The organism is Ideonella lacteola, from assembly GCF_038066555.1.
Lineage (GTDB): Bacteria > Pseudomonadota > Gammaproteobacteria > Burkholderiales > Burkholderiaceae_C > Ideonella > Ideonella lacteola.
The window spans coordinates 741410-765857 of sequence record NZ_JBBUTG010000001.1 but is presented as its reverse complement, the minus strand read 5'-3'; the positions used below and the strand labels follow the sequence as shown (position 1 = coordinate 765857).

The 24448-nt window shown below is 67.3% G+C and carries 13 protein-coding genes; 8 read left to right on the top strand and 5 right to left on the bottom strand.

What is annotated here, in order from left to right:
- The first annotated feature begins 74 nt into the window (after positions 1–74).
- Positions 75–1202 (top strand): mechanosensitive ion channel family protein, encoded by a 1128-nt coding sequence (locus AACH06_RS03275; RefSeq protein WP_341424165.1) that lies wholly within the window; start codon positions 75–77, stop codon positions 1200–1202.
- 265 nt (positions 1203–1467) lie between these two features.
- Positions 1468–2877: a glycoside hydrolase family 30 protein gene (locus tag AACH06_RS03270; RefSeq protein ID WP_341424164.1), complete on the top strand. Its 1410-nt coding sequence runs from the start codon at positions 1468–1470 to the stop codon at positions 2875–2877.
- A 57-nt stretch (positions 2878–2934) separates the two neighbouring features.
- On the opposite strand, the gene AACH06_RS03265 is transcribed toward AACH06_RS03270, so the two are convergent.
- The gene (locus AACH06_RS03265) at positions 2935–3786 is read right to left on the bottom strand and encodes a 2OG-Fe(II) oxygenase (protein ID WP_341424163.1); all 852 of its coding nucleotides are present in this window, start codon (positions 3784–3786) and stop codon (positions 2935–2937) included.
- An 89-nt stretch (positions 3787–3875) separates the two neighbouring features.
- Positions 3876–4523, bottom strand: a complete 648-nt coding sequence (locus tag AACH06_RS03260) for an NADPH-dependent F420 reductase (protein WP_341424162.1) — start codon at positions 4521–4523, stop codon at positions 3876–3878.
- A 129-nt stretch (positions 4524–4652) separates the two neighbouring features.
- Between AACH06_RS03260 and AACH06_RS03255 the strand changes: the two genes are divergently transcribed.
- On the top strand, positions 4653–5666 hold the full coding sequence (locus tag AACH06_RS03255) for a LysR family transcriptional regulator (protein ID WP_341424161.1): 1014 nt from the start codon (positions 4653–4655) through the stop codon (positions 5664–5666).
- A 73-nt stretch (positions 5667–5739) separates the two neighbouring features.
- Here the strand turns inward: AACH06_RS03255 and yaaA are convergent, their stop codons facing one another.
- From yaaA to ypfH, 3 genes are all read right to left on the bottom strand, one after another.
- The gene (gene yaaA, locus AACH06_RS03250) at positions 5740–6531 is read right to left on the bottom strand and encodes a peroxide stress protein YaaA (protein ID WP_341424160.1); all 792 of its coding nucleotides are present in this window, start codon (positions 6529–6531) and stop codon (positions 5740–5742) included.
- Between the two features lie 61 nt (positions 6532–6592).
- Positions 6593–7507 carry a sulfotransferase family protein gene (locus tag AACH06_RS03245; RefSeq protein ID WP_341424159.1) on the bottom strand — a complete coding sequence of 305 codons (915 nt, stop codon included), beginning with the start codon at positions 7505–7507 and terminating at the stop codon, positions 6593–6595.
- Between the two features lie 12 nt (positions 7508–7519).
- Positions 7520–8266 (bottom strand): esterase, encoded by a 747-nt coding sequence (gene ypfH / locus AACH06_RS03240; protein WP_341424158.1) that lies wholly within the window; start codon positions 8264–8266, stop codon positions 7520–7522.
- Between the two features lie 236 nt (positions 8267–8502).
- Between ypfH and AACH06_RS03235 the strand changes: the two genes are divergently transcribed.
- From AACH06_RS03235 to AACH06_RS03215, 5 genes are all read left to right on the top strand, one after another.
- Positions 8503–10050 carry a DUF4331 domain-containing protein gene (locus AACH06_RS03235; RefSeq protein ID WP_341424157.1) on the top strand — a complete coding sequence of 516 codons (1548 nt, stop codon included), beginning with the start codon at positions 8503–8505 and terminating at the stop codon, positions 10048–10050.
- Between the two features lie 84 nt (positions 10051–10134).
- Complete coding sequence (locus AACH06_RS03230) at positions 10135–11433, top strand: hypothetical protein (RefSeq protein WP_341424156.1); 1299 nt, start codon at positions 10135–10137, stop codon at positions 11431–11433.
- Complete coding sequence (locus tag AACH06_RS03225) at positions 11430–12773, top strand: HupE/UreJ family protein (RefSeq protein WP_341424155.1); 1344 nt, start codon at positions 11430–11432, stop codon at positions 12771–12773. The genes AACH06_RS03230 and AACH06_RS03225 overlap by 4 nt, the downstream gene beginning before the upstream one ends.
- Before the next feature lie 141 nt (positions 12774–12914).
- On the top strand, positions 12915–15659 hold the full coding sequence (locus AACH06_RS03220; RefSeq protein ID WP_341424154.1) for a protein kinase domain-containing protein: 2745 nt from the start codon (positions 12915–12917) through the stop codon (positions 15657–15659).
- Between the two features lie 443 nt (positions 15660–16102).
- Complete coding sequence (locus AACH06_RS03215) at positions 16103–23677, top strand: SpvB/TcaC N-terminal domain-containing protein (RefSeq protein ID WP_341424153.1); 7575 nt, start codon at positions 16103–16105, stop codon at positions 23675–23677.
- Positions 23678–24448: the final 771 nt, after the last annotated feature.

The following is a 24448-nucleotide window of genomic DNA, read 5'->3' as shown; positions in this document are numbered from 1 at the left end:
CGGGCTTTGCGCGGCCCATTCCAGGCACGCCGGTTGCCGGCGGTTGCGGATCGCCCCGCAAGGCCGTCGTTCCCATGCCTGTGTCCATCAACCTGCTCTCCGATGCCTGGTGGCATCTGTTGGCGGTGGCTGTCGCCATCGTCGCCGGCTCGGCCGTTGCCCACCGTCTGATCTGGCCCATCGTGTGGCGCATGGCCAGCCGATCGGTGATCACCGAGGCCGTCGCGCGCCGCTGCAAGCGGGCCGCCTCGTGGGGTGTTCCCATCGTCGCCATCCAGATCGCGCTGCAAGGCATGCCCCAGGACGAACCGGGGCTCGCGTTCGTCGAACACCTGAACGGTGTGATGGTGATCCTGATGCTCACCTGGCTTGCGGTTTCCGCCGTGCAGGGCGTGGCGGAGGGTGTGATCCAGCTGCACCCTGCCGAGGTGAGCGACAACCTGACCGCGCGGCGCATCCAGACGCAGACCCGTGTGCTGGCCCGCATCGCCAGTGGCGCCGTGCTCGTCGCCGGGCTGGCCTTCGTGTTGATGACCTTTCCGCGCGCCCGGCAGCTCGGGACGAGCGTGCTGGCCTCGGCGGGGGTGGTGGGCCTGGTGGCCGGCATCGCGGCGAAGTCGGTCTTCAGCAATCTGCTGGCGGGCCTGCACATCGCGCTGGCCCAGCCCATCCGGCTGGACGACGTGCTGATCGTCGAAGGCGAATGGGGCCGCGTCGAGGAGATCACCGCCACCTACGTGGTGCTGCGCATCTGGGACGAGCGCCGGCTGATCATCCCGCTGAGCTGGTTCATGGAACATCCCTTCCAGAACTGGACGCGCACCAGCGCCCAGATTCTGGGCACGGTGATGCTCTGGCTGGACTTCAGCCTGCCGGTCGAGGCCATCCGACAAGAGGCCATGCGGCTGTGCCGTGCCTCCAGCCACTGGGATGGTCGGGTCTGCGTCGTGCAGGTCACCGACACCTCCGATCGGGCGATGCAGGTGCGCATCCTCGTCAGCTCCAGTGGCTCGGGCCCCAATTTCGACCTGCGCTGCGAGCTGCGCGAAGCGCTGATCGCCTTCGTGCAACGCGAACACCCGCAGGCCTTGCCTCGACTGCGCGCGGGGCTGGAAGAGCCGGGCCCGACCAAACGGAGCCACGCCTTGGAGCCAGAGGCCCCGCAGATCGCCATCACGCCCCGCCCCTCGCCGGCGGCCTGATCACAGTGCCGCCTGTTGGAACGCGCCCGCCTCGGCAAATACCCTGGCGGAACCGGTTCCATTTTGCGCGAGAATGCGCTTTCAAAGGTGCCTGGACACGTGCCGCTGGGCCCTCCTCGCGGCCCCGAGCCGACATCGCCCACCCTCGACAGACGCTTCGATGCCCGCTCGTTCCAGCGCCCGATCAGCCTCCGTGGCCTTGGCCTTGTCCGCCAGCACGATGCTGGCCCTCGGCCCGGCATGCGCCGCCAGCAGCAGCACCCCCATGTCCCCTTCTCTGACTGCCCCGACTTCCCCCGCCGCGCCCCCTGCCGTGCAGGTCTACACCACCGCCGAAGCGGCACCGCAACGGCTGGCGCTCACCGCCACCATCGTGCCGGCGTCGGGCAGCCAACCGCCTGAAGGCGACGTCTCGGTCTTCGTCAACCCGGCCCACCGCTTCCAGACGGTGCTCGGCATCGGCGGCGCCATCACCGATGCATCGGCCGAGGTCTTCGCCCGCCTGGCACCCGCGCAGCAACAGCAGCTCTTGAAGGCCTATTTCGACCCGAAGGAGGGCCTGGGCTATTCGCTGCTGCGCACCACCATCCACAGCTCGGATTTCAGCAGCGCCAGCTACACCTACGTCAAAGAGGGTGACGCCAGCCTCGCCTCGTTCGACGTGGCACCCGACCGTCGTCACCGCATCCCACTGCTGAAGCGGGCACTTCAGACGATTGCGGACGGCGGCGGCACGGCCACGACGTTCGCCAGCCCCTGGAGCGCGCCGGCCTGGATGAAAGACAACGGCAGCATGCTGCAAGGCGGCAAGCTGCTGCCGCAGTACGCCGCAGCCTGGGCCAGCTACTTCACCCGGTTCATCCGCGCCTACGAGAAGGAAGGCATTCCGATCTGGGGCATCACGGTGCAAAACGAACCGATGGCCCGGCAAACCTGGGAGTCGATGATCTTCACCGCAGAGGAAGAGCGCGATTTCCTGAAGAACCACCTCGGGCCGACGATGCAACGCGAAGGCCTGGGCGATCGCAAGATCATCGTCTGGGACCACAACCGCGATCTCATCACCCACCGCGCCCACACCATCCTGGCCGACCCGGAAGCCGCGCCGTATGTGTGGGGCGTCGGTTTCCACTGGTACGAGACCTGGGCCGGTGGTGAGCCGATGCACCGCAACGTGGCCGCGGTGCACGAGGCCTGGCCGCAGGTCAACCTGCTGCTCACCGAAGCCACCGTCGAACGCTTCGACCCGGCCCGGCTGCAGTGGTGGCCCAACGCCGAGCGCTACGGCAGCCAGATGATCGCGGACTTCAACAGCGGCGCCGTCGGTTGGACCGACTGGAACATCCTGCTGGACGAAAGAGGCGGCCCCAACCACGTCGGCAACTTCTGCTTCGCGCCGGTGCACGCCGATGGCAAGACGGGCGAGTTGGTTTTCACCCCCAGCTTCGCTTACCTGGGCCACTTCTCGAAGTTCATTCGCCCGGGTGCACAGCGCATCAGCGCCGTCAGCAGCCGCAGCAACTTGCAGACCACGGCCTTCGTCAACCCGAACGGCCAGTTGGCGGTGGTGGTCATGAACGCCACCGATCTCGCCGTGAACTACCGCCTTCAGATCGCCGGCCAGGAAGTGGCACTCACCATCCCGGCGCACGCCATCCAGACGATCGCGGGCTGACGCGGTCCGCCGGCTCAGCGTGCGTGGCGCACCGAGCCGCTACGCATCAGCGCGGGCTCAGTGGAACTCGCGCTCGCGCAGCCACTTGGTGGCGACCCACTTCTCACCGGCGATCACCGGCGCGCCGCCGTGCAGCGTCTTCGTGCTCGGGTGGGGCGCGTGGTAGCTGAAGAAGACGGCGTTGCCTTTGATCGGCGCCACTTCCACCCCCACGTCAGGGAAGGTGGTGCCGCCGCCCTTTTCTGGCGTGTTCAGGTACATCACCAAGGTGCCCACCCGCTGGCCGCCACGCGAGAGGATGGTGGGCGTGCCGGAATGCACCGGGTCGAAGTAGTCGTGGTGGGGCTTGTACTCGGCGCCCGGGCGGTAGCGCAGCACCTGAAGGCCTTCGCCGTTTTGCATGGGCCAGTTCAACAACGCGGCGATGCGGCGCTCGATGCGCTGGCACAGCGGATTTTCGCCGCGTGTGAAGAACATACCTTCGCTCGTGCGGGCGGTGTTCACCTCGCTGCCGCCCGTCTCATTGACCACGGTCTCCGAGCGGGTCAGGCGCTGGCGCGACAGCGCGACCAGTTCGTCGCACTCGGCGTGCGTCAACACCCCACCGAACACCACCACGCGCGGCAGCGCCATCGACATCAGCACACGGATTTCGTGGCCATCGACCACGATGGTCGATGGCGAATCCGACAGCGATGGCTCCGGCATGCCTTGGCGGCCCGGAATCGGCTTGCCCTTGGCCTGCAGGTGCTCGGTCAAGGTGACCTCGAGCGCCTCGATGGCCACCTCTTCGGGCCAGCCGCTGTTGCGCATCGCGGCCAGCACCTCTTCGGGCGGAAAACCCGCCTCGGCCTGCGCCACGATCCAGTTGCGAAGTTCCGGGGTGATGGAGGGCGAAATCGTCGTCATGCGCCTATTTTGGCAGCACGTCGGGCCGACTTCGACATGCCCAAAGCCCGCAACTTGTAAACCAGCCGGCCGGCCCGGGGCCCTGCCACTCAGGCCGGCGAGACCAGCTTGAAGGCGTGAACCCAATCGTTGCGCAAGAAGCCCGGAATGCACCACAGCATGCACAACGGCTCGATGGCGCGAGAGGCCACCGCGCCACCCATGTCGGCAGCGTCCCAGCCGACTTCCGCCAGCAGGCCAGTAACCGTGGATTTAGCCGCCGCCTCATCGCCACAGATGAACATCGTCGGGCGGCCGCCTGGCAGTTGCGGATCGATCATCAGCGCGGCGCCCACCGAGTTGAACGCCTTGACGAAACGCAAGCCCGGGTAGGCACGCTGCAAGCGCTCCATCAAGCCTTCGTCGAGCGAGGTGAAGAAGCGCAGCACGCCCTGCTCGGGGGGCAGATCGGCGATCGGGTTGGTAGCGTCGATCACCACCTTTCCCGCCAGATGCCGATCGGCCTGCGCCGCTTTCAGGGCCGCTTCCGCCGCGCCCCCTTTGACCGCCAGCAACGCCAGCTCGGCGAACGCCGCCGCATCGGCAAAGCTGCCGACACGCGCCGTGGGATGCGCGGCGGCCCACTCGTCCAGCTTCGCCGGCTCGCGCGTGCCGAGCATCACGTCGTGACCATGCTCCAAGAAACCTGCCGCCAGCGTCTTTGCCACGTCACCCGAACCCAGGATGCCGATCTTCATGAGGTGCCCTTTCTGGTTGGCCGGCCCGCCCATCGGGCCTGCGATGGGGTGAACTGTAGAAACTCGATTCATCGCCAGGAAGTCACCAGCGATTGAATGATTCATGAATGCTGGTTGAGAATCGAGATCATGAAACAGCTCCAGGGATTGCTCGCCTTCGTCGAAACCGCCCAGGCCGGCAGCCTCGTGGCGGCGGCCGAGCGGCTGGAGCTGACGCCCGCTGCCGTCAGCAAGAGCTTGGCCAAGCTGGAAGCGCAACTCGGAGTGCGGCTGTTCCAGCGCAGCACACGGCGGCTGGCGCTCACGGCCGAGGGCACGCGGTTTCTCGACAAGGCGCGCCAAGCCCTGCGAATGCTGGACGAGGCCGTGGCCGACGTGACCCAGAGCGCCACCGAGGCCACGGGGCGCGTCAGGCTGTCTGTGGGCCATGCGTTCGGACGGCAGTGGGTGCTGCCGCTGCTGCCAGCCATCAGCCAGCGCCATCCCGGCCTCACGATCGAGCTCGATCTGGACAACCGCCCGGTCGATCTGGTGGCCGAGGGCTACGACATCGGCATCCGCGGTGGCCCGATCGAAGACTCGAGCCTGGTGGCCCGGCGCATCTGCCGCCTGCCGCTGGCCCTGCTGGCGAGCCCCGGCTACCTGCAGCGGGCCGGCGTGCCACGCGGCGTTGATGAACTGCGCGGCCACGATTGCCTCGCAGTCCGCTTCGCCGGCAGCGCGCCCAGCCCGTGGCGCTTTCGCACCGCCTCAGGCGGCCGCGGCGCCAAGCGCCTGGAGTTCACGCCTCAGCCGAGGCTGTCGGTGAGTGACCCGGAAGCGGTGCTCGATCTGGCGCTGGCCGGCGCCGGCATCGTGCAGGCCGGCCTGCACCATGCGCTGCCCTACTTGCGCAGCGGCAGGCTGAAGCTGCTGCTCACGGGCCTGCACGATCCGGGCGAGCGCGAGGTGGTGCTGCACTACCCGCACCGCCGCTACCTCGCGCCGCGGGTGCGGGTGGTGGTCGACACGCTGCTCGAACAGCTGGGCCCACCCGGCGACCTCCACCTCACGGTGCCCGATCTGCTGGCCCGATGCCCCCAGGCCGACGCCGGCGCCGAGGCCTCGACGGCGACGAAAGGCAGGGCGCCCGCACGATCGTGAGAAGAACTGGCTTGGCCAAGCGTCTGATCACGCCCCCTGCAGGGTGGGGCGCAGCCCGGCGCCCGGGCGCCTCTCAGGCAGCCGCAGCGCGGCGACGGAAGACAAACCGGTCGGCGTCCGACACCTCGTCGTCGAAGGCATAGCCCTCGGCGTCGAACGCACGCAATGCCTTCAAGGTCGAAGCACGCTGCTGGATGGCATGACGGGCCATCAGCCCCCGCGCCCGCTTGGCAAAAAAGCTGATCACTTTCCACTGCCCGCCGTGCCATTCCTCGAACACGCATTCGACGACCCGCGCCCTCAACGCCGGGCGCAGCGCGGCGCGTGAGTACTCCTGCGAGGCCAGGTTCACGATGATGGGCGACTTCTCGCCCGCCTGCTCATCGTTCAGCGCGTGAGCCAGCTTGTCGCCCCAGTAGGCGTACAGGTCCTTGGCCCCACCGGGCGAGGCGAGTCTGGTGCCCATTTCCAGGCGGTAGGGCTGCAGACGGTCCAAGGGGCGAAGCAGGCCATACAGGCCCGACAAGATCACCACGTGCCGCTGGGCCCAGGTCCAATCCGCGGTGCCGAGTGACGCCGCTTGCAGCCCCTCGTACACGTCGCCATTGAAGGCCAACGCCGCGGGCCGGCTGTTGCGTGCCGTGAATTCGCGCGACCAGTCGGCGTAGCGCTGGACGTTCAAGGTGGCCAGCGGGTCCGACAGGCTCATCAACTCGGCGATCTCGGGCACCGAGCGCTCGCGTAGCACATCGATCAGTGCCGCGGCCTCGTCCACATAACGCGGCAAGGTGGCCCGGCGCGCCAGGCCGGCGGGCATCGGGCTCTCGTAGTCCAGGGTCTTGGCGGGCGACAACAGGAAAAGCATGACAGAACAAGTGTTCGTACCAGACGAGATGATGCCCGTCCTCACGACAGACTCTAGTGCGTCAGGCGGTGCCGCCGCTCGGCATCATCGGGCCCGGCACGCGCCAGCGGCGTGTGAGGCCCCAGGTTTCCTTGCGCAAGACGGCGCTGGCTTCCTCGGTCAATGTCGAGGGCCGAGGCGCGCTCGCAGTGCCGATCGGACGGCCCAGCCGCTCGTCCACCCGGTCCCGCCAGGCCGCCTTCGGCGCCATCACGGCCGCGTCATAAGGCTCGCCGATGAACTCGCACAGGGCGGTCATCGCGGCTTCCGGGTCGGCTGTGAGCCAGCCGTAGGGCACCTGGAAAATCTGGCCAGGGGCCAGCTTGGCGCCCTCAGCCAGGGCACGGTCGACCCGGCGAAACTGGCCGATCAATTGCTCGTCGGTCTGGTCCAGCCAGCCCCACACCTCAGCGGGCTTGCCCAGCGCCTGTTCGCGCTGCAGGCGACGACGGTACGAATCGACCACCTCGGTCGGCTCACGCACACAGGCCAGCACCCTCGCCTTGGGGAACGCCTGGAACAGGCGAGGCAGGCAATGGACATGAGAAGGTGTCTTCTCCAAAGGCCGCTGGCCGGGATAAACCTGCTCGGCGGCGAAAGCGAAGAAGGCGCGGATGAGATCCTCGTCGCTCAGCGCGGCGGGGTCGCCCCCGTTCGGGGCTGCCAGAGCCGCCAGTCGACGGCGCAGCGCCTGCAGATTGTCTTCGCCCCGCAGGTAGGCCTGCATCATCTGCCTCGGCGGCTCAGCCAGCAGGCTGCGAGGTTCGCGGAAGATGAAGGTCTCGTAGACGTGCGGCACCGCGAACAGCGCCGGATGCTGCGACAAGGCAAGCTGCAGCGCCGACGTGCCGCTGCGCTCTTGCCCGCAAATGAAAACGGGCCGGGCTTCGGCTGCCCAGGCGCGCAGGGCGCCCAAATCTTGGAACCAGGAGGTCACGTTGTCAGTCAGTCAATCTTCGGCGTCAGGTTCCGATTCTGCACGCGCCGCCAGGCGTTCGGACAGGCTGGGCACGGCGCCCAGCGCCGCGGCCCAGGTGCGATGCGGAATGTGGGTGCGCAACCGGTCGATCGCGCACTGCAGCAAGGCCGCCGGCAGCTCGTGCCCCACGCCCTGGGCGATGTCGATGGTCGCGTCACCCTGCAGGTCAGCCACGCGCTGCATGGCTGCCCGCGCATGGTCAGCGGGGATGACGGCATCGTCTGCACCGTGGAAGAAGTGCAGGGTCGTGTGCTGCAAGGCCCGCTCTGGCAGGCTGGCGTAGCGGCCGGCAAATGCCAGCACCCGGCCGGCCAGGCCGTCCTCCGCCTGCGCCAACTCCAGCACGCAGATCGCGCCCTGGGAGAACCCGACCAGCGCGGTGGCGGCCGGCCCCACGCCCGTGGCCTGCTGGGCGCCCCGAACCCAGGCCCCCAGCTTTGGCAACACTTGTCTCACCCTTTGCGCGCGGTTACCGTCATCCACGCCGTTGCGAGAGAACCACTGGCGCCCGCCGAGGGCGCCGCTGGGGTCGCCATCAAAGGGCTCGAACCCATCAGCGGCCATCACCGCCGCCTGCGGAAAGGCGCGGCGCAGCCCACTGGCCAGACCTGCCATGCCCTGGGCGCTGTCGCCCACGCCATGGAACAAAAGCATCAACTGCTCGGGGCGCCCTTGGGCCGGCAGCCACTGCAGCACGCGAGTTTCTTCAGAAGACATACCCCCACATTGTCGCCGTGAGGCCCTGGCGACGTGTGTGCGGAAGACACAGGGAATCGGTCGGCATCTCTCAGGCCAACCGCTTCCTTACGCGATCCATATGTGATCGGATGCAGGAACCTGAGCAAGGCAGAGGGTCGGGACCCGGTCACTGCATCCGAGACCGCCCTGCGGCGCGTAAGCACCACCACGCCGGCCATGTGGAGCCGGCGAAGCACCGCAGGAGACCTCATCCCATGAACCGCATTGCCCTCATCGGCCGCCTGGCCCCGATCGCTGCCGCCGCTGCGCTGGCCGCCACCACCTTGCCCGCCTTGGCGTCCAGCCACCGCGAGGCGCCTTTCATCACCGGCGCACCCAAGGTCGATGGCACCGATTTCTACATGTTCCGCAGCTATGAGACGGGCCGATCCAACTACGTGACCCTGATCGCCAACTACCAGCCGCTGCAAGCCCCCTATGGCGGCCCGAACTACTTCAACCTGGACCAGAACGCGCTGTACGAGATCCACCTCGACAACAACGGCGACGCCAAGGAAGACCTGACCTTCCAGTTCCGCTTCACCAACACCCTGGCCAACGGCGGCCGCGGGCTGGAACTGCCTGCCGGCAAGAAGAATGTGGCGATCCCGCTGATCCAGGCCGGGCCCGTGGCGAACGTGGCCGATGCCAACCTGAACGTGGCGCAGACCTACAGCGTGATCATGATGAAGGGCGACCGCCGCCGCGGCGAACCCTGGACGATCACGAACGCCGACAACGGCTCGGCGACCTTCGACAAGCCGGCCGACAACATCGGCACCAAGACCATCCCCGACTACCCGGGCTACGCGGCCAAGCACATCTACAACATCAACATCCCGAACTGCTCTGCGCCGGGCAAGATGTTCGTCGGCCAGCGGGCCGAAGGCTTTGCAGTGAACCTGGGCGTCGTGTTCGACCTGGTGCACGCCCCGATCGAGGTCATCACCGACCCCACCAAGATCGGCCTGTTCCCCAACACCATCGCCGACAGCAACGTGACGACGCTGGCCTTGGAGATCCCGATCAGCTGCCTCACGCAAGGCAGCGAGCCCGTGATCGGCGGCTGGACGACCGCCAGCGTGCGCCAGACGCACAACATCGACGCCACGCCGAAGTCCGGCCTGAACAAGGTCGACAAGGACGCGGGCGACTGGGTACAGGTTTCTCGCCTGGGCATGCCACTGGTCAACGAGGTGGTCATCGGCCTGAAGGACAAGGACAAGTTCAACGCCTCACAGCCCGCCGGTGATGGCCAGTTCCTCACCTACGTGAGCAACCCCACGCTGCCCAAGCTGCTGGAGATCGCGCTGCCGCTGCCCAACAGCGCACCGACGAACTACCCCCGAAGCGACCTGACCACCACCTTCCTCACCGGCCTGCCCGGCGTGAACCAGCCGATGAACGTGGTCGCCTCGGAGATGCTGCGCCTGAACACCAGCATCATGCCGGTGCCGTACGCGCAGCAGAACCGACTGGGCGTGCTGGGCAACATCCTCGCCGGCGGTACGGATCTGGCGGGTTACCCGAACGGACGCCGCCCGAAGGACGACGTGGTCGACATCTCGCTGGTGGCGATGATGGGCGGCCTGTGCATGGCCAATGGCAACACCAACGCGCTGGGCCTGGGCGAAAAGTGCAAGCCGAAGTACGTGCCGCTGGGCACCACGTCGTACAACCTGCATGACGCCGTCGACCAGGCCGCGACGCCGTTCCTGTCGACCTTCCCGTACCTGAACACGCCGACGCCCGGCGCGCAGTGAACGGGTGGCCGGCGCCTGACTGTGTCCTCGACCCGGCGGGCTCGCCTGCCGGGTTCAGTCTCATCTAACGCGGCTGGAATTGACATGCGTACCGCCCTCCTCGCCTCGGCCGCTGTAGCCGTGCTCTGGTTGATGCCCTCCCAGGCCTCGATCGCAGCCCCCCGCGTGCCCTCCGACGACCACGAAGTCATCGAGCGGCTGCCCACCCGCCTGCCGGGCGCTGCCCCTGCGCGCACCGGGGCGGGCCAGCGCGCGGCGCTGCGCCAGCAAGCCGCACAGGCCCAGCCGAATCTTTCGCTGGCATTGGCCGCAGCGCGCGAGGCCATCGACCAGGCCCGGCGCAGCGGAGACCCCCGAGACTGGGGGCAAGCCCAGGCGGTGCTGGCGCCGTGGTGGAAGGACGCCGAGCCGCCCGGCCCGGTGCGCCTGCTGCGCGCCACGATCCGCCAGGGCCTGCACGACTTCGTCGGCGCGTTGGCCGATCTGGATGCACTGCTGGCGTCGCCTCTGGCCGTCGGCGGCCCGCCCGCCCTGCGCCGCGCCGCCTTCAGCCAGTCGGCCTCGCCAGCCCTGGCGCTGCATGCCCAGGCCGAGCTGACGCGATCTTCGATTCACCAAGTGCAGGGGCGCTACGCCGAAGCACGCCTGGGCTGCGAACGGCTGGCCGGCGATGCCTACGCGGCGCTCGGCGACGGGGTGCGAACGGCAGCACAGGCCTGCCTCGTCGAACTCGGCCAGTTGCAAGGCCGCCTCAGTGCGCGGCAGGCCGACGCGGCCCTGTCCAAGCTCGGTGCGGCCGACGATCCCTGGCTCGCCTTGCTGCGAGCCGAGCTGGCCCAGCGCACTGGCGATCGTCGAGCGGACGGGCTCTTTCGCGCGGCTTCAGCCGGCGAAGCCCCCAGCCTCTACGCGCTCGCTACCTACGCGGACTGGTTGCTCGATCAGCATCGCCCGGCCGACGTCGTGCGTCTGCTGCGCGGCTACGAGGCGGCAGACGCCTTGTTGCTGCGGATCGCGATCGCCCGCCACCAGCTGAAGGATGAATCGGCCAGTGAGCTGGCGACGCAGTTGCAAGCCCGCTTCGACGCCGCGCTGGCCCGCGGCGACCGCAGCCACGCCCGCGAACAAGCGCGCTTCATGCTGGACCTGCGCCATGACGCGCCGCAAGCCCTGGTGCTGGCGCAACAGAACTGGAGCTGGCAGCGCGAGCCTGCCGACGCGCTGTTGCTGCTTCGCGCCGCCGCAGCGGCTGGCGAGCCGCAAGCCGCCGAGCCCGTGCGCCGCTGGGCGCGCGAGCAAGGCTTCGTCGATGTCCGCTGGCCCTCCATCTCCGCCGCCCCCGTGCGGGCCGCCACCCCAACCCACTCTGGGAGTGCCTCGTGAGCTCATCCGTTCTGAGCGATCGCCACCTGCGCCGGGCCCGCTTGATACTCGCCGGCCTGGCGGCTTTGACGGCGATGGCGCTGTCCCCTGCGCCAGCACGGGCGCATGCGCCGAGCAACGCCACGTTGAGCCTGACGGCCGACGGCCCGAGCGTGCAGCAACGCTGGGACATCGCCCTGCGCGACCTGGACCGCGTCATGCCGCTGGACGCAGACGACGACGGGCAGATCACCTGGGGTGAGCTGCGCACCGCGTGGCCGCAGATCTCGGCGCTCGCCGACGATGGCCTGCACCTGTCGCAGCCTTCGGGTGGGGCTGCGCCCCCGGCAGCGTGCCGAGCCGGGCTCTTGTCCGAACCGAGCATCGAAGCCCATGCCGACGGCACCTACGCCGTGCTGGAACGGCGTTGGCTGTGCCCCGCGGACGCGGCAGCATCCGGCTTGCTGGTCGACTATCGCCTGTTCGCCGACAGCGATGCTTCGCACCGCGGGTTGTTGCAGTGGCGCGCCGGCGCGCAGGCTGCCGCGGTCACCGCGGTGCTCGCGCCGAGCTCCGGTGCCTTGGCGCTCACTGGAACGTCCCCGGCCGCGGCAGCGCCTGCCGCCGACGGTGCGCCCAGCAGCTTCACCGGTTTCGTGGCGGAAGGCGTGCACCACATCCTGATCGGCACCGACCACGTGCTGTTCCTGCTGGCGCTGATGCTGCCCGCCGTCCTGCTCGCGGGCCGTGCAGACGACACCGTTCGTTCCGCGTCGACACCGAAGATCGAGACTCGCCCGGCCCGGTGGACCGATGCCCTGTGGCAGGTGGCCCAGGTCGTCACCGCCTTCACCGTGGCCCACTCCATCACCCTGGCGCTGGCCGTGCTCGGCTACGCCGACCCACCATCGCGCATCGTCGAATCCCTGATCGCCGCCAGTGTGGTGCTCGCCGCGCTCGACAACCTCAAGCGCTTCCTGCCCGGCGCGCGCTGGAAAAGCGCGACACCCGGCAACGGAGTGCCACCGCCGCCCTCCGAGAGGGGCATCGGCCGCTTCGGAGCGGCCGTGCGCTGGCCGATGGCCTTCGTCTTCGGCCTCGTGCACGGCTTCGGCTTTGCAGGCGCGCTGAAAGAGCTGGGGCTGGATTCAGCGGCGCTGGCCCAATCGCTGATCGGCTTCAACCTCGGCGTCGAGCTCGGCCAACTGGGCATCGTCGCGGTCGCGCTTCCGCTGGCCTGGTGGATCAGGGACACCCGCTTCTACCGCCATGTGGTGCTGGCCGGCGGCTCACTCGCGATCGCCGCGGTCGCGGCGGTGTGGTTTGCGGAACGTGCGTTCGATGTGGTGGTGATCGGCTGAACTGCCGAACGGACATCGCACAAGTTGCCGCGAGACATCCCCTATGCGGGGGATGTGCCCACCGGACCGACTTCACGAAAGTAGCGCCTCCCATTTCGCCTGGTGCCAGGTTGAGCGAGTCACTTTTTGGATGCGCTGCGCATGAGTCTGCCGGATCGTGAACGCTGGCTGCGGCTGAGTCCGCTCCTTGACGAGCTACTGGACCTTCCTGACGAGCAGCGGCCAGCGCACTTGAGCCGATTGCAGGCCCAGCATCCCACGCTGGCGACCGAACTGGCGGATCTGCTCGGCTCACATGGCGACGCCAGCTCGGCGCAGTTCCTGAACGGTACGGCCGCCACAGCGGCCAAGCCTTCGCTGGCCGGGCAGCGCCTGGGCCCCTATGTGCTGATATCGCCCATCGCCCAGGGGGGTGCAGGCAGTGTCTGGCGTGCCCGGCGCGATGATGGGCGATTCGAAGGCGAAGTGGCGATCAAGCTGCTTCACATGTCTTTGGTGGGCCAAGCAGCTGCCCAACGCTTTCGTCGAGAAGGCTCGATCCTTGCCCGTCTCACCCACCCGCATATCGCCCGTCTCCTCGACGCGGGGGTCAGCGACGGGGGGCAGCCCTATCTGGTTCTGGAGTGGGTGGACGGAGAGCGGATCGATGATCACTGTGACCGGCTCAAACTCGGGGTGGAGCAACGACTCTCCCTGCTTACAGACGTCATGTCTGCGGTATCACACGCACACAGCCACCTGGTGATCCATCGGGACATCAAGCCACCGAACATCCTGGTTGACCGGTCCGGCCAAGTCAAGTTGCTCGACTTCGGCATCGCCAAGATTCTGCAAGGGGAAAGTTGGAGTGCCGCGGCGACCTCCATCACTCGCGATAACGGTGGCCAGTCCCTCACCCCGGAATACGCCGCACCGGAGCAGTGGCTTGGAGAGACCGTGACCACCGCGACGGACGTCTACGCCCTGGGCGTACTCATGTTCTGTTTGCTCAGCGGGCGGCATCCCACGGCGCCTGCCGGCGCGACCGTGGAACGCGTGATGCGCGCGACGCTGGACTGTGAGCCATCACCGCTCGGCGGGGCATGCGCACCGGAAGTGGCCGCGATGCGCGGAACGACTGCAAGGGTGTTGCAGAGGCGTCTGCGGGGCGACTTGTCGAACATCGCCGCCCGTGCGTTGGCCAAGCCACCCAAGCTGCGCTACCCCACCGTAGACGCGCTGGCCGAAGACCTGCGGCGCTACCGTGCTCACGAGCCCGTCGAAGCACATGCCCGATCATGGGCCTATCACTGGAGCAAGTTTGCGCGTCGGCATCGCGTCGCCGTTGGCGCTGGCGTTCTCAGCGCAGTGGCGATCACCGCCGGCATGATCGGAACGGTGTCTCAGGCCCGCCGGGCAGAGCAGCAGGCTGCCCGCGCCGAACGCGAGCGCGACCGGGCACTGCGCGAGGTGGCCTACACCCAGTCGAGCGGCGAGTTCGTGAGCTTCCTTCTGCAAGAGGGCGACGAAAAGCCCTTCACGGCCGAAGACCTGTTGGCCCGCGCCGAGACCGTGGTGGACCAGCAATTTGCCGGCGAGCCGGCGCAACACGCGCATCTGCTGCTGTTGGTCGCCAATCTCTACGGTCAAGCAGGTCTCCCGGCCAAGAGTCGCCCGCTGCTTCAGCGGGCCCTACAGAGTGCGGCCCATGTGCGGGACGCGGGCCTGACAGCGGGCATCGAATGCCAGTTGGCTCAGGATCATGCTGCTGAGGGCGACTTCACACAGGCGCGTGCGCTGCTCGAATCGGCCTTGGCTCGACTCCAGGTCGAGGGCGATGGCGACCCCAGCAAGCGGGCCATCTGCCTTCAGGCGCGCAGTGAAGTGGCCACCCGCAGCGGAGACGCTCAAGCCGCATTGGCAGACGCTCGGGCGGCCATCGAAACGATGCCGAAGGAGCAGTTGGGCCCGACCGGTCGTTACGGCGAGATGGCCGTTGTCCTGCAGGCCACATTGGCCAGTGCACTGAACAAGGCCGGGCAACCGGCTGAAGCTGTGCAGGCATCGCGCCGCGCGATAGATGCCCTCCTCGCGATGGGGCGAGGCCGAACGCGCCAAGCCGTTGGTCTGTACAACAACCTGGGGGTGCAGTTGTCGCGTGGCGGCCAGACCGCGGAGGCAGAAAAGGCGATCCAGCAAGCGCTCGCCATTTCGCGAGGTTTTGGCAATGTCGAGCCTAGGTTGGAAGGCAACTACGCCATCCGTTTGGTGGATCTGGGCAGGGGCCATGAAGCGGTGCCCCTGCTCCAGCACGCCATCCGAGAGATTGAGTCTCAGGGCGACAAGCGATCAGGCGCCGTACTGATGATCCAGGGGGCCCAAGCCTGGTGTCAGAGCGGCGATCTGACGGGCTGTGAGCGTGAGCTTGACTGGACGGAATCCCGGCTCAAGGCCATCGCACCATCGACAAGCGCGACCTTCTCCGGGTTGGCCATGTCGCGAGCTCAACTGGCGCTGCGGCGCCACCGGCCTGGATTGGCCGCAGACCTCCTGAAGCAGGCAGTTGACGGATTTGATGCCGCCCGCGATCAAAGCCGTATGGGGATTCGCGCGCTCAGCCTACTTGCACGCACGCAGGTCCAACTGGGCGATCTGAACGCTGCCCGGTCCACCGCCGACCGTGCCGTCAACGAAGCACAAGCCTCGCTCGCAGGCTTCGGCCACAGCGAATGGCTGGGCAGTGCCTTGGCCGCCAAGGCACTGGTGCACCAGGCCCGAGGCGAAAGGCTCGAGGCTCAGCAAACACGCCAGCAGGCGCTGGAACACCTGCAGGCCACGCTGAACGAATCGTCGCCAGCGCTCGTCGAGTTGCGCGAGCAAATCGCGCAGGACGCTGGCGCAAGCTGAATCCGACCGGTGATCCCCACGCGGTCATCGACACCGCCGTCCGCATTTCCAGACTTCTGCCCTCCGGTCTGGCGCCTGGCTTCAATCCTCTTCTGCAGGGGCTGCTTTCTGCGGCACGGCGAAAGATGCCTTTGCCGCGCCTCGCGTGCGTGCGCCCTCTCCGCTTGGGTGAGTAAAAGAATGTAAGCGCTGGCAGAAACGTCCGCCGCTCTGCGATTCCCATGGTGAGCCGACCGCGGCAGCACCTGAGGCGGCAGGAACGACCCAGGAGCGCCAAGTGTCAGGTGCACACCAGAAGGACTCACGCGGACGTACTCGCGGTGGGTTGATCTGAGCGCAGCCGGCCCCAACAGGGCCCTGTCGCGAAGTGCCCATTCAGCCATGGCGGTCGAACCGCTGGCCACGGGCCAGCTTCTCACAGCCTCAAACAAGGTATGCCAACGATGAATCAGTCCGGCACCCACCAAACCGGTCCGTCCGCCATCAGCCTGCCCAAAGGCGGTGGTGCGGTGAAAGGCATTGGCGAGACCTTCTCGGCCAATCTCTTCAGCGGTACCGCGAACTACAGCGTGCCGTTGGCACTGTCACCCGGACGCCATGGCTTCGGCCCGAAACTGGCGCTGCAATACAGCTCCGGACACGGCAATGGACTCTTTGGCCTGGGTTGGAGCCTGGACGTGGCCCGCATCTCCCGCAAGACGGAAAAGGGATTGCCGCACTACGACGACGACCAAGACCGCTTCGTACTTTCGGGCGCCGAGGACCTGGTGCGCACAGCCCACCCGGAGACCGACAACGACAGCGGTCAAGTTCGCTGGGTACGCGATGCACCCGTTGAGCGTGACGGTTTCAGCATCACCTTTTTTCGCCCGCGCACCGAAGGCATGTTCGCCCGCATCGAATGCTGGGTGCGCAACGGCAGCGGTGAGACGCACTGGCGCACCATCACCAAAGACAACATCACCCATCTTTTCGGTGTGAGCGCGCAAGCCCGTCTGTCCGACCCAGCGGATGCACGGCACGTAGCCGAGTGGTTGCTGCAAGAAAGCTTCGACGCCTTTGGCAACCATTGCCTCTACGAGTACGCAGCCGACGATCCGGTGCTGTATGACGCTGACGCACCGCAACGCCTGAACGACATCTACGAACAGCGACGATCAGCAACCCAACGCTACCTGCGCCGCATCTACTACGGGAACCTGCCGGAGCACCTGCTCGACGAGCGGGGCCAGCCGATCACCTACGCCGACGGCACCACCGTCGGTGTGCTGCGCGGCGGTCAGCGCTATGCCTTCGAAGCCGTGTTCGACTACGGCGACTGGGCCAGCCCTACCAGCCAGCCCCATCCCGAGGCCCCACCCGAGGGAACGCAGGAACTGTTCGGCCCCAACCTCGCCCTGGTCACCACACACCGCGAGGTGCCGCTGCGGCCGGACAGGTTCTCCAGCTTCCGTACGGGCTTCGACGTTCGCACGCTGCGAACCTGTTCCCGGGTACTGATGTTCCACCACTTTGCAGAGCTGGGCGGGCCGACCCTGGTGCGCTCCACCGATTTCGCCTACGGCACCGACCCCGACACGCAGATGTCGATGCTGCAGGCCGTCACCGTCACGAGCTATGAGCGAGCGGGCGATGGCAACTACCGCCAGGCCAGCATGCCACCCGTTGCCTTCGGCTATAGCGCATTCCGGCCGCATGAGCAGCGTTACCAAACTCTCAAGGCCCATGGTGGCCAGATGCCGACCTTGACCTTGAGCGATCGTTCCATGGCTGTGGTCGACCTGCTGGGTGACGGCCTGCCGGACATCGTGCAATCGGGGCCCGCTGGCTTCCAGGTCTGGCGCAACCTGGGAAATGGCACATTCGACCGGCCCGTGGCGTTGGATCATGGCCCCGCCGGCGTCGCACTCGGGCAACCCGGCGTCGGATTTGGCGACATGAGCGGCAACGGCGTGGTGGATCTGCTGGTCAACAGCGGCGACCTGCCCGGCTTCTACGAGACGACCACCGACGGGGGCTGGCGGCGCTTCAAGCCCTTTGCCGCGAAGCCGGGCTTCGACCCCGCCGACCACAACGTGCGCCTGCTCGACCTGACAGGCGACGGCCGCGCCGATGCTCTGCTGACCACCGACGACCAGTTCCTCTGGTTCGCCTGCCTCGGCGAAGAAGGTTTCGCGGCGCCACGCGCTGTGCCGCGCCTGCACGACCTCGATGTCTTCCCGGATGTGTTCTTCGACGACCCACAAGGCCGTGTCCGTCTGGCCGACATGACCGGCGACGGGCTGAGCGACATCGTGCTCGTGCACAACGGCGGGATCGACTACTGGCCCAATCTGGGCTACGGCCGCTTCGGCCGACGGGTGCGCATGTCCAACGCGCCCCGACTCGATGACGAATTCGACCCGCGACGCCTTTTCCTGGCCGACTTGAACGGCACTGGTTGTGCCGATGCCGTCTATGTCGGCCTGGGCCAGGTGCACTTCTGGTTCAACCGGTCGGGCAATGGCTTCAGTGAGCGCCGGACCCTGACGGGCACCCCGCGCACGGCCGACCCGAGCGGCCTGCAGTTCGCCGACGTCTTCGGCACCGGCACCGCCACGTTGTTGTGGAGCCAGAGCTTCGGTGGCTCGACGGACGGCGTCTACAAGGCGCTGGACTTCTGTGGCGGCGTCAAGCCCTATGTGCTGACCACCATGGACAACCACATGGGTGCGGTCACCCGAGTGAGCTACGGCTCGTCGACGCAGCACTACTTGCGCGACCGCACTGACATGCAGCCTTGGATCACGACGCTGCCCTTCCCGACCCAGGTGGTCGACAAGGTCGAGACCTTCGACCTCGTGGGCCGCACCAAGCATGTGGTCGCCTACCGCTACCACCATGGCCACTACGACGGGCGCGAGCGCGAGTTCCGCGGCTTTGCGCGCGTCGACCAGTTGGACACCGACTTCTTCGACGACTTTGCGCAAGGCGACGGCGACCTCGGGCTCGGCGACTTCCTGAACGCCGACCCCGCCCACCACCTGCCGCCCGTGGAAACGCGCACCTGGTACCACACCGGGGTCTACGTCGACGCGCGCGCCGGCAAGCTGCTCGACCAGCGCAGCTTCGAGCAAAAGCTGCGCACCGAGTTCTATGCGCAAGACACCGAGGCCTTGCCGCTGCCCGATCACTTGCTGCCGGCCGGTGGCACGCCCTGGCAAGCGGCCCGTGCACTGCGCGGCGCCGTGCTGCGCACCGAGGTGTACGCCCTGGACGGCAGCACGCGCGCGGCCCACCCCTACCAGGCCAGCGAAAGCCGCTACCAGGTCAGCGAGCTGCAGCCGGCCATCGACGCCGTGCCGACGACACCCGACAGCGCCCAGCCCGGCGTCTACTTCAGCCACACGCTCGAGAGCCTAAGCTACCACTACGAGCGCCGGCCCGCCGACCCGCGCATCGCGCACGAGCTGACCCTGGGGGTGGACGCATTTGGCCAGCGGCTACGCAGCCTGGCCATCGGCTACGGCCGCCGCCGGCCGGACCCCACTCTGCCTACCGACGAAGATCGCGCGCGCCAGACCCAGGCACTGCTCACCTACACCGAAACTCGATACACCAACGCGATCGACGACATCGCCAGGTGGCCGGATTCGTACCGGGCGCCAGCGCCGAGCGAATCGTTGGTACACGAACTCACAGGCTTCGTGCCCACCGGCGGCGCGGGCAGTCGTTTCACGTGGGAAGAGTGGGCGGCCGACCACTTCGCCCGCATAGACGGCGCCGAGCCTCTACGCTACGAGCAAGCCGGTGACGGGCACGCGCCGCAGAGGAGGCTGCTCAAGCACACGCGCACCCTCTACCGCAGCGACGACCTGAGCTCCCTTTTGACGCCAGGCGAATTGCAGCCGCTGGCCTTGCCGGGGCAGACGCTGCAGCTTGCCCTTACCGACAGCCTGATCGACAGCGTCTACGGCGACCGGGTTGGGCCCGAGCTGCTGGTCGCCAATGCCTACGCCCGCGGCGACGACGGCCGGAGCTGGTGGCTGCCTTCGGCCCAGGTCTTCTACTCTCCAGACGAGGCCGATACGCCGGCCGACGAGCTGGCCTTTGCGCGCTCACACTTCTTCACCGCGCTGCGCAGCCGCGACCCCTTCGGCAACTCGGCCGCCAGCCGGCAAGACCCCTATGCGTTGACTGTGCTCGAAACCCGCGACGCGCTGGGCAACACCGCGCTGGCCGAGTTCGACTACCGCGTGCTCCAGTCCACCCAGCTCACCGACGCCAACGGCAACCGCAGCCGGGTGGTGTTCGACACCCTTGGCCTGGTGGCTGCCAGCGCTGTGATGGGCAAGGCCACCGAGACCGTGGGTGACTCGCTGGACGAAGTCGAGCCCAACCTGAGCGCCGAGCAACGCGCCGCCTTCTTTGCCGACCCGCTCGGCCAGGCCGCCGCGCTGCTGGGCTCGGCCACCACGCGCGTCGTCTACGACCTGGAGCGCTTCATGCGCGAGGGCCAGCCGGTGTGCGCAGCCACACTGGCGCGCGAGGTGCACGCCAGCGACCAGCCGCAGGGCGAAGAGGTCAAGGTCCAGCTCGACATCAGCTACAGCGACGGTGCGGGGCGCGAGATCCAGAAGAAGGCGCCGGCCGAACCCGGCCCCTTGGTGGAAGGGGGCTCCATCGTCGACCCGCGCTGGGTCGGCAGCGGCTGGACCCTGTTCAACAACAAGGGCCAGCCGGTGCGGCAGTTCGAGCCCTTCTTCGACGACAGCCACGCCTTCCGCTTCGACGAGCGCGTGGGCGTCAGCGCCACGCTGTTCCATGACCCGGTGGGGCGCGTGGTCGCCACGCTGCACCCCGACCACAGCTGGGAAAAGGTGGTCTTCGACGCCTGGCGGCAGACCCGCTGGGACGTGAACGACACCGCGCTCATCGACGACCCCGCGGCTGACGAAGACGTGGGCGGCTTCTTCGCGCGGCTGGACGCTGCCGACTACCTGCCCACGTGGTACGCCCAGCGCCACGGCGGAGCAATGGGCCCCCAAGAGCAAGATGCCGCGGCCAAGACGGCGGCGCACGCGGCAACACCCGCCGTCGCGCACGCCGACGCCTTGGGCCGTGCCTTCCTGACCATCGGCCACAACCGCTTCCAGCACGACGGAAACGAGGTCGAAGAGTTCCAGGCCAGCCGCGTGCTGCTGGACGTGGAAGGTCAGCAACGCGCCATCGTCGACGCCCTGGACCGCACCATCCAGCGCACCGACTTCGGCATGCAAGGCGCGGCCATCCACCAGGCTAGCATGGAAGCGGGCGCGCGCTGGCTGCTCAACGACGCAGGCGGCCAGCTCGCCTACGGGTGGGACAGCCGCGGTCAGCGCCAGCGCCGCAGCTACGACGCCCTGCGCCGGCCGCTGGGCACCTTCATGCTCGGCAGCGACGGCGTCGAGCGCCAGCTTGTCCATCTGGTCTACGGCGAGAGCGCCGACAAGGCCGAGGCGTCGAACCTGCGCGGCCGCCTGCTGCGGCAGTTCGACACCGCGGGGCTGGTCGTGCACCATGCCTACGACTTCAAGGGCAACCCGGTCATCACGCACCGGCAGGTGCTGGCCGACCACCGCAGCGTCGTCGACTGGCAGGCCAACCCAGCGCTGGATGCCGAGGTCTTCACCCACCAGGCCAGCTACGACGCGCTGAACCGCCCGGTGGCCACCCAGATGCCAGACGGCAGCATCGTGCGGCCTCGGTTCAACCGCGCACGGCTGCTGGAACGGGTCGATGCACAACTGCGCGGCCGCCAGACGCTCACGCCCTTCGTGACCGGCGTCGAGTACGACGCCAAAGGCCAGCGCACGGCCATCACCTACGGCAACGGCGTGCGCACCCTGTGCAGCCACGACCCGCTCACCTACCGACTCACCCGCTGCCGGACGCTGCGCGACACCACAGCCCTGCAAGACCTGAGCTACACCTACGACGCCGCGGGCCACGTCACCCACATCACCGACGCGGCGCAGCAGACCGTCTACTTCAAGAACCAGGTCGTCACGCCCGACAGCGACTACACCTACGACGCGCTGTACCGCCTCATTGGCGCCGCCGGCCGCGAGCACATCGGCCAGGTCTCGCAGCCGCAGACCACCTGGGACGACGCCGTCCGCACCCATCTGCCGCACCCCAACGACGGCCAGGCGATGCGGCGCTACACCGAGGCCTACGACTACGACCTGGCAGGCAACATCCTGAGCCTGGTGCACCAGGCCGCCAACGGCAACTGGCGCCGCGACCACAGCTACGCCGAGGCCAGCCTGCTGGAGGCAGGGCAGACCAGCAACCGGCTCAGTAGCGTGACAGCCGGCGGCCAGGACGGCACCGAAACCTTCCCCTACGACGCGCACGGCAACATCGTTGCGATGTCTCACCTGCCCACCATGGCGTGGGACCCGCTGGACAGGTTGCAGAGCGCTGCACTGCCCGGCGACGGCATGGCCTACTACCAGTACGACGCAGCCGGCCAGCGGGTGCGCAAGGTGATCGAGCGGAATTCCGGCAACCTGGTCGAAGAGCGCATCACCCTTGGCGGCTACGAAATCTTCCGCCGCCGCAATGCCGCCGACGAAGTCGTCATCGAGCACGAGACCCTGCACCTGATGGACGACCGCCGCCGCATCGCCCTGGTCGAAACCCGCACCATCGGCAGCGAGAAAGATCTTGTCTCTCCACTGACCCGTTACCAGCACGACAACCACCTCGGCTCGGCCGCACTGGAGCTGGACGACAGCGGCCAGGTCATCACCTACGAGGAGTACTACCCCTATGGCTGCACGGCCTACCAGGCCGGCCGCAGCTCGGTTGAAGTCAGCCTCAAACGCTACCGCTTCACCGGCATGGAGCGCGACGAGGAAACCGGGCTGAACTACCACGGCGCGAGGTACTACGCGCCTTGGTTGGGGAGGTGGGTGAGTTGCGATCCGATTGGGGTACTTGGCGGTATCAACCTGTACGCCTATGGCGCGGGCGATCCGGTCAATCGCGTCGATCCATCGGGCCTGGAAGACGAGAAGAGCAACCCGTGGGAGTCAAGCGAAAAGGACAACAGCGAGCGTCACGAACGCTTGATGGAGTTCACAGGCCTGCTGGGTCAACATGGCGCTCGCAAAAGCCTCATCACGGATATTCTCAGCCTCAATGGCGACGACAAGGTGCTCACACACCACGGCTACAAGCCGCCTGGCACGTTCGAGAAAGGTGAGGCGTTTCAGGCTCGTGTACGGGAGGCCATTCTCCACTATCACCTTGCCTGGGAAGCCAATCACGGTCGCGGTCAAGCCGCTGCAGGACCGGTATCTGCAAGCCAAGATGCTTATGAGGCCCAAAAGGCATTCATTTCTTCGTGGTTGGAGGGTCTTTCCAGTGTGACTTCCTCCATTGGCGGGGCGATTGGTGCAGGCGTTGCCATGCAATTCACCGATGACCAGAAGAAGATCACCGCCGCGGCGAAATTTGGCGAGTCCGTCTCCAACGCGCTCCTGGCGCACGCCGATGCGAAGAGTAGCGGAGCACGCAGACCAGGCAACGAGGGCGAGCCGAGCGGTAAGCAAAAACCATCTGCCGCCGGGGCAGCACCCCCTCGACAAATTGCAGATGCAAATCTGGTCATCAAAGCACAACAGGGCAACCAGAACGCCCTGACAACTGTCCGAGCGGCCGAAACCTTTGTCACGACCGCGCAGCGGTCCGAAGTCCTCAACGCAGGCACTCGCGCTCAGGCAAGCGCTCGCGAGCAGTTCCTGGCGCAAGAGGGCATCAGGGCACTTCGGCCGGCGGGTAAGTTTTCTCTGACTGAAGCTGGCCCACAGGTCTGGGACCTCATCGACACCACGATGAATGCCGGACATGGGCCCAACGACGCCATGCTGGCGGCTGTATCCAAAGTCACCGGCATACCTATCGTCACGATGGAGAAACGGCTGGTGAACTTCTTCCAGCTAAGCGCCGGCAAACGATTCAACGTCGACATTCGTCGGGTCACCCCTTGATCGACTCGATTCTCTCTGTTTGGTTTCCAGGTTTCCTGACCAGCTAGCTTCCTCCGAAAGGAATTCTGAAATGCAACCCTCTCAAGCCAAACCGACCCTTTCATCTCCTCGCCAAGCAAAGGCCCGATCGAGCCAGGACCGTTCTGCCCGCCCGCTGGCGGCGCACCCTTCAGCTCGCCGCACCGTCGCCAACGCGAGGGGTGACGGCCCCGGGGGGCAACTGGCCGACCGGCTCTTCTTCACCGGCATCAGGATCGACAGGCCCTGCCCCGGCCAGGTCCTTGCCGGCAGTTTCACGGTCGGTGGTACAACTTCTTGCGAACAATGGAAAGACGACGGCACCGAACAGACCCGAATCGGTGACGCACCAGAAGCCATTGCCAGCGTGACAGTGACCGTGCCAGGCGTCGGCAAATTGGGTGCAGCGCCAACGGGCTCCGACGGCGCGCCATGGGCTTCGTAGACGCTCACGGTCCAGGGTGTCCCCGAAGGCGCACTCACCATTAGGCCGTGGTCTTTGCCGCTTCGGTCATCAGCAACGGGAGAATCATCGTAGAAGGCGACTCCGATAGCCCCGGTGTCGGCGCCGTCATCGACCGCACGGCCCCTCACTCGGCATCACCCCCCGGCCGACGTGGTGCAGCGCGCGCCGTCTTACTTGGCCGCCTTCACCAGCACCGCAGCGTACAACGCTGGTGGTGGCTTCCAGCCGGCCAGCGGCACCCCCAGTTGGTCGGCCACGGTCACCCTGCCGGGACGGGGCTTGAACGA

What these genes read in the sequence shown, in the direction of transcription:
- AACH06_RS03275 (WP_341424165.1), top strand. Translation starts at nt 75, where the DNA reads ATGCCTGTGTCCATCAACCTGCTCTCCGATGCCTGGTGGCATCTGTTG.
- AACH06_RS03270 (WP_341424164.1), top strand. Translation starts at nt 1,468, where the DNA reads ATGTCCCCTTCTCTGACTGCCCCGACTTCCCCCGCCGCGCCCCCTGCC.
- AACH06_RS03265 (WP_341424163.1), bottom strand. Translation starts at nt 3,786, where the DNA reads ATGACGACGATTTCGCCCTCCATCACCCCGGAACTTCGCAACTGGATC.
- AACH06_RS03260 (WP_341424162.1), bottom strand. Translation starts at nt 4,523, where the DNA reads ATGAAGATCGGCATCCTGGGTTCGGGTGACGTGGCAAAGACGCTGGCG.
- AACH06_RS03255 (WP_341424161.1), top strand. Translation starts at nt 4,653, where the DNA reads ATGAAACAGCTCCAGGGATTGCTCGCCTTCGTCGAAACCGCCCAGGCC.
- yaaA (WP_341424160.1), bottom strand. Translation starts at nt 6,531, where the DNA reads ATGCTTTTCCTGTTGTCGCCCGCCAAGACCCTGGACTACGAGAGCCCG.
- ypfH (WP_341424158.1), bottom strand. Translation starts at nt 8,266, where the DNA reads ATGTCTTCTGAAGAAACTCGCGTGCTGCAGTGGCTGCCGGCCCAAGGG.
- AACH06_RS03235 (WP_341424157.1), top strand. Translation starts at nt 8,503, where the DNA reads ATGAACCGCATTGCCCTCATCGGCCGCCTGGCCCCGATCGCTGCCGCC.
- AACH06_RS03230 (WP_341424156.1), top strand. Translation starts at nt 10,135, where the DNA reads ATGCGTACCGCCCTCCTCGCCTCGGCCGCTGTAGCCGTGCTCTGGTTG.
- AACH06_RS03220 (WP_341424154.1), top strand. Translation starts at nt 12,915, where the DNA reads ATGAGTCTGCCGGATCGTGAACGCTGGCTGCGGCTGAGTCCGCTCCTT.
- AACH06_RS03215 (WP_341424153.1), top strand. Translation starts at nt 16,103, where the DNA reads ATGAATCAGTCCGGCACCCACCAAACCGGTCCGTCCGCCATCAGCCTG.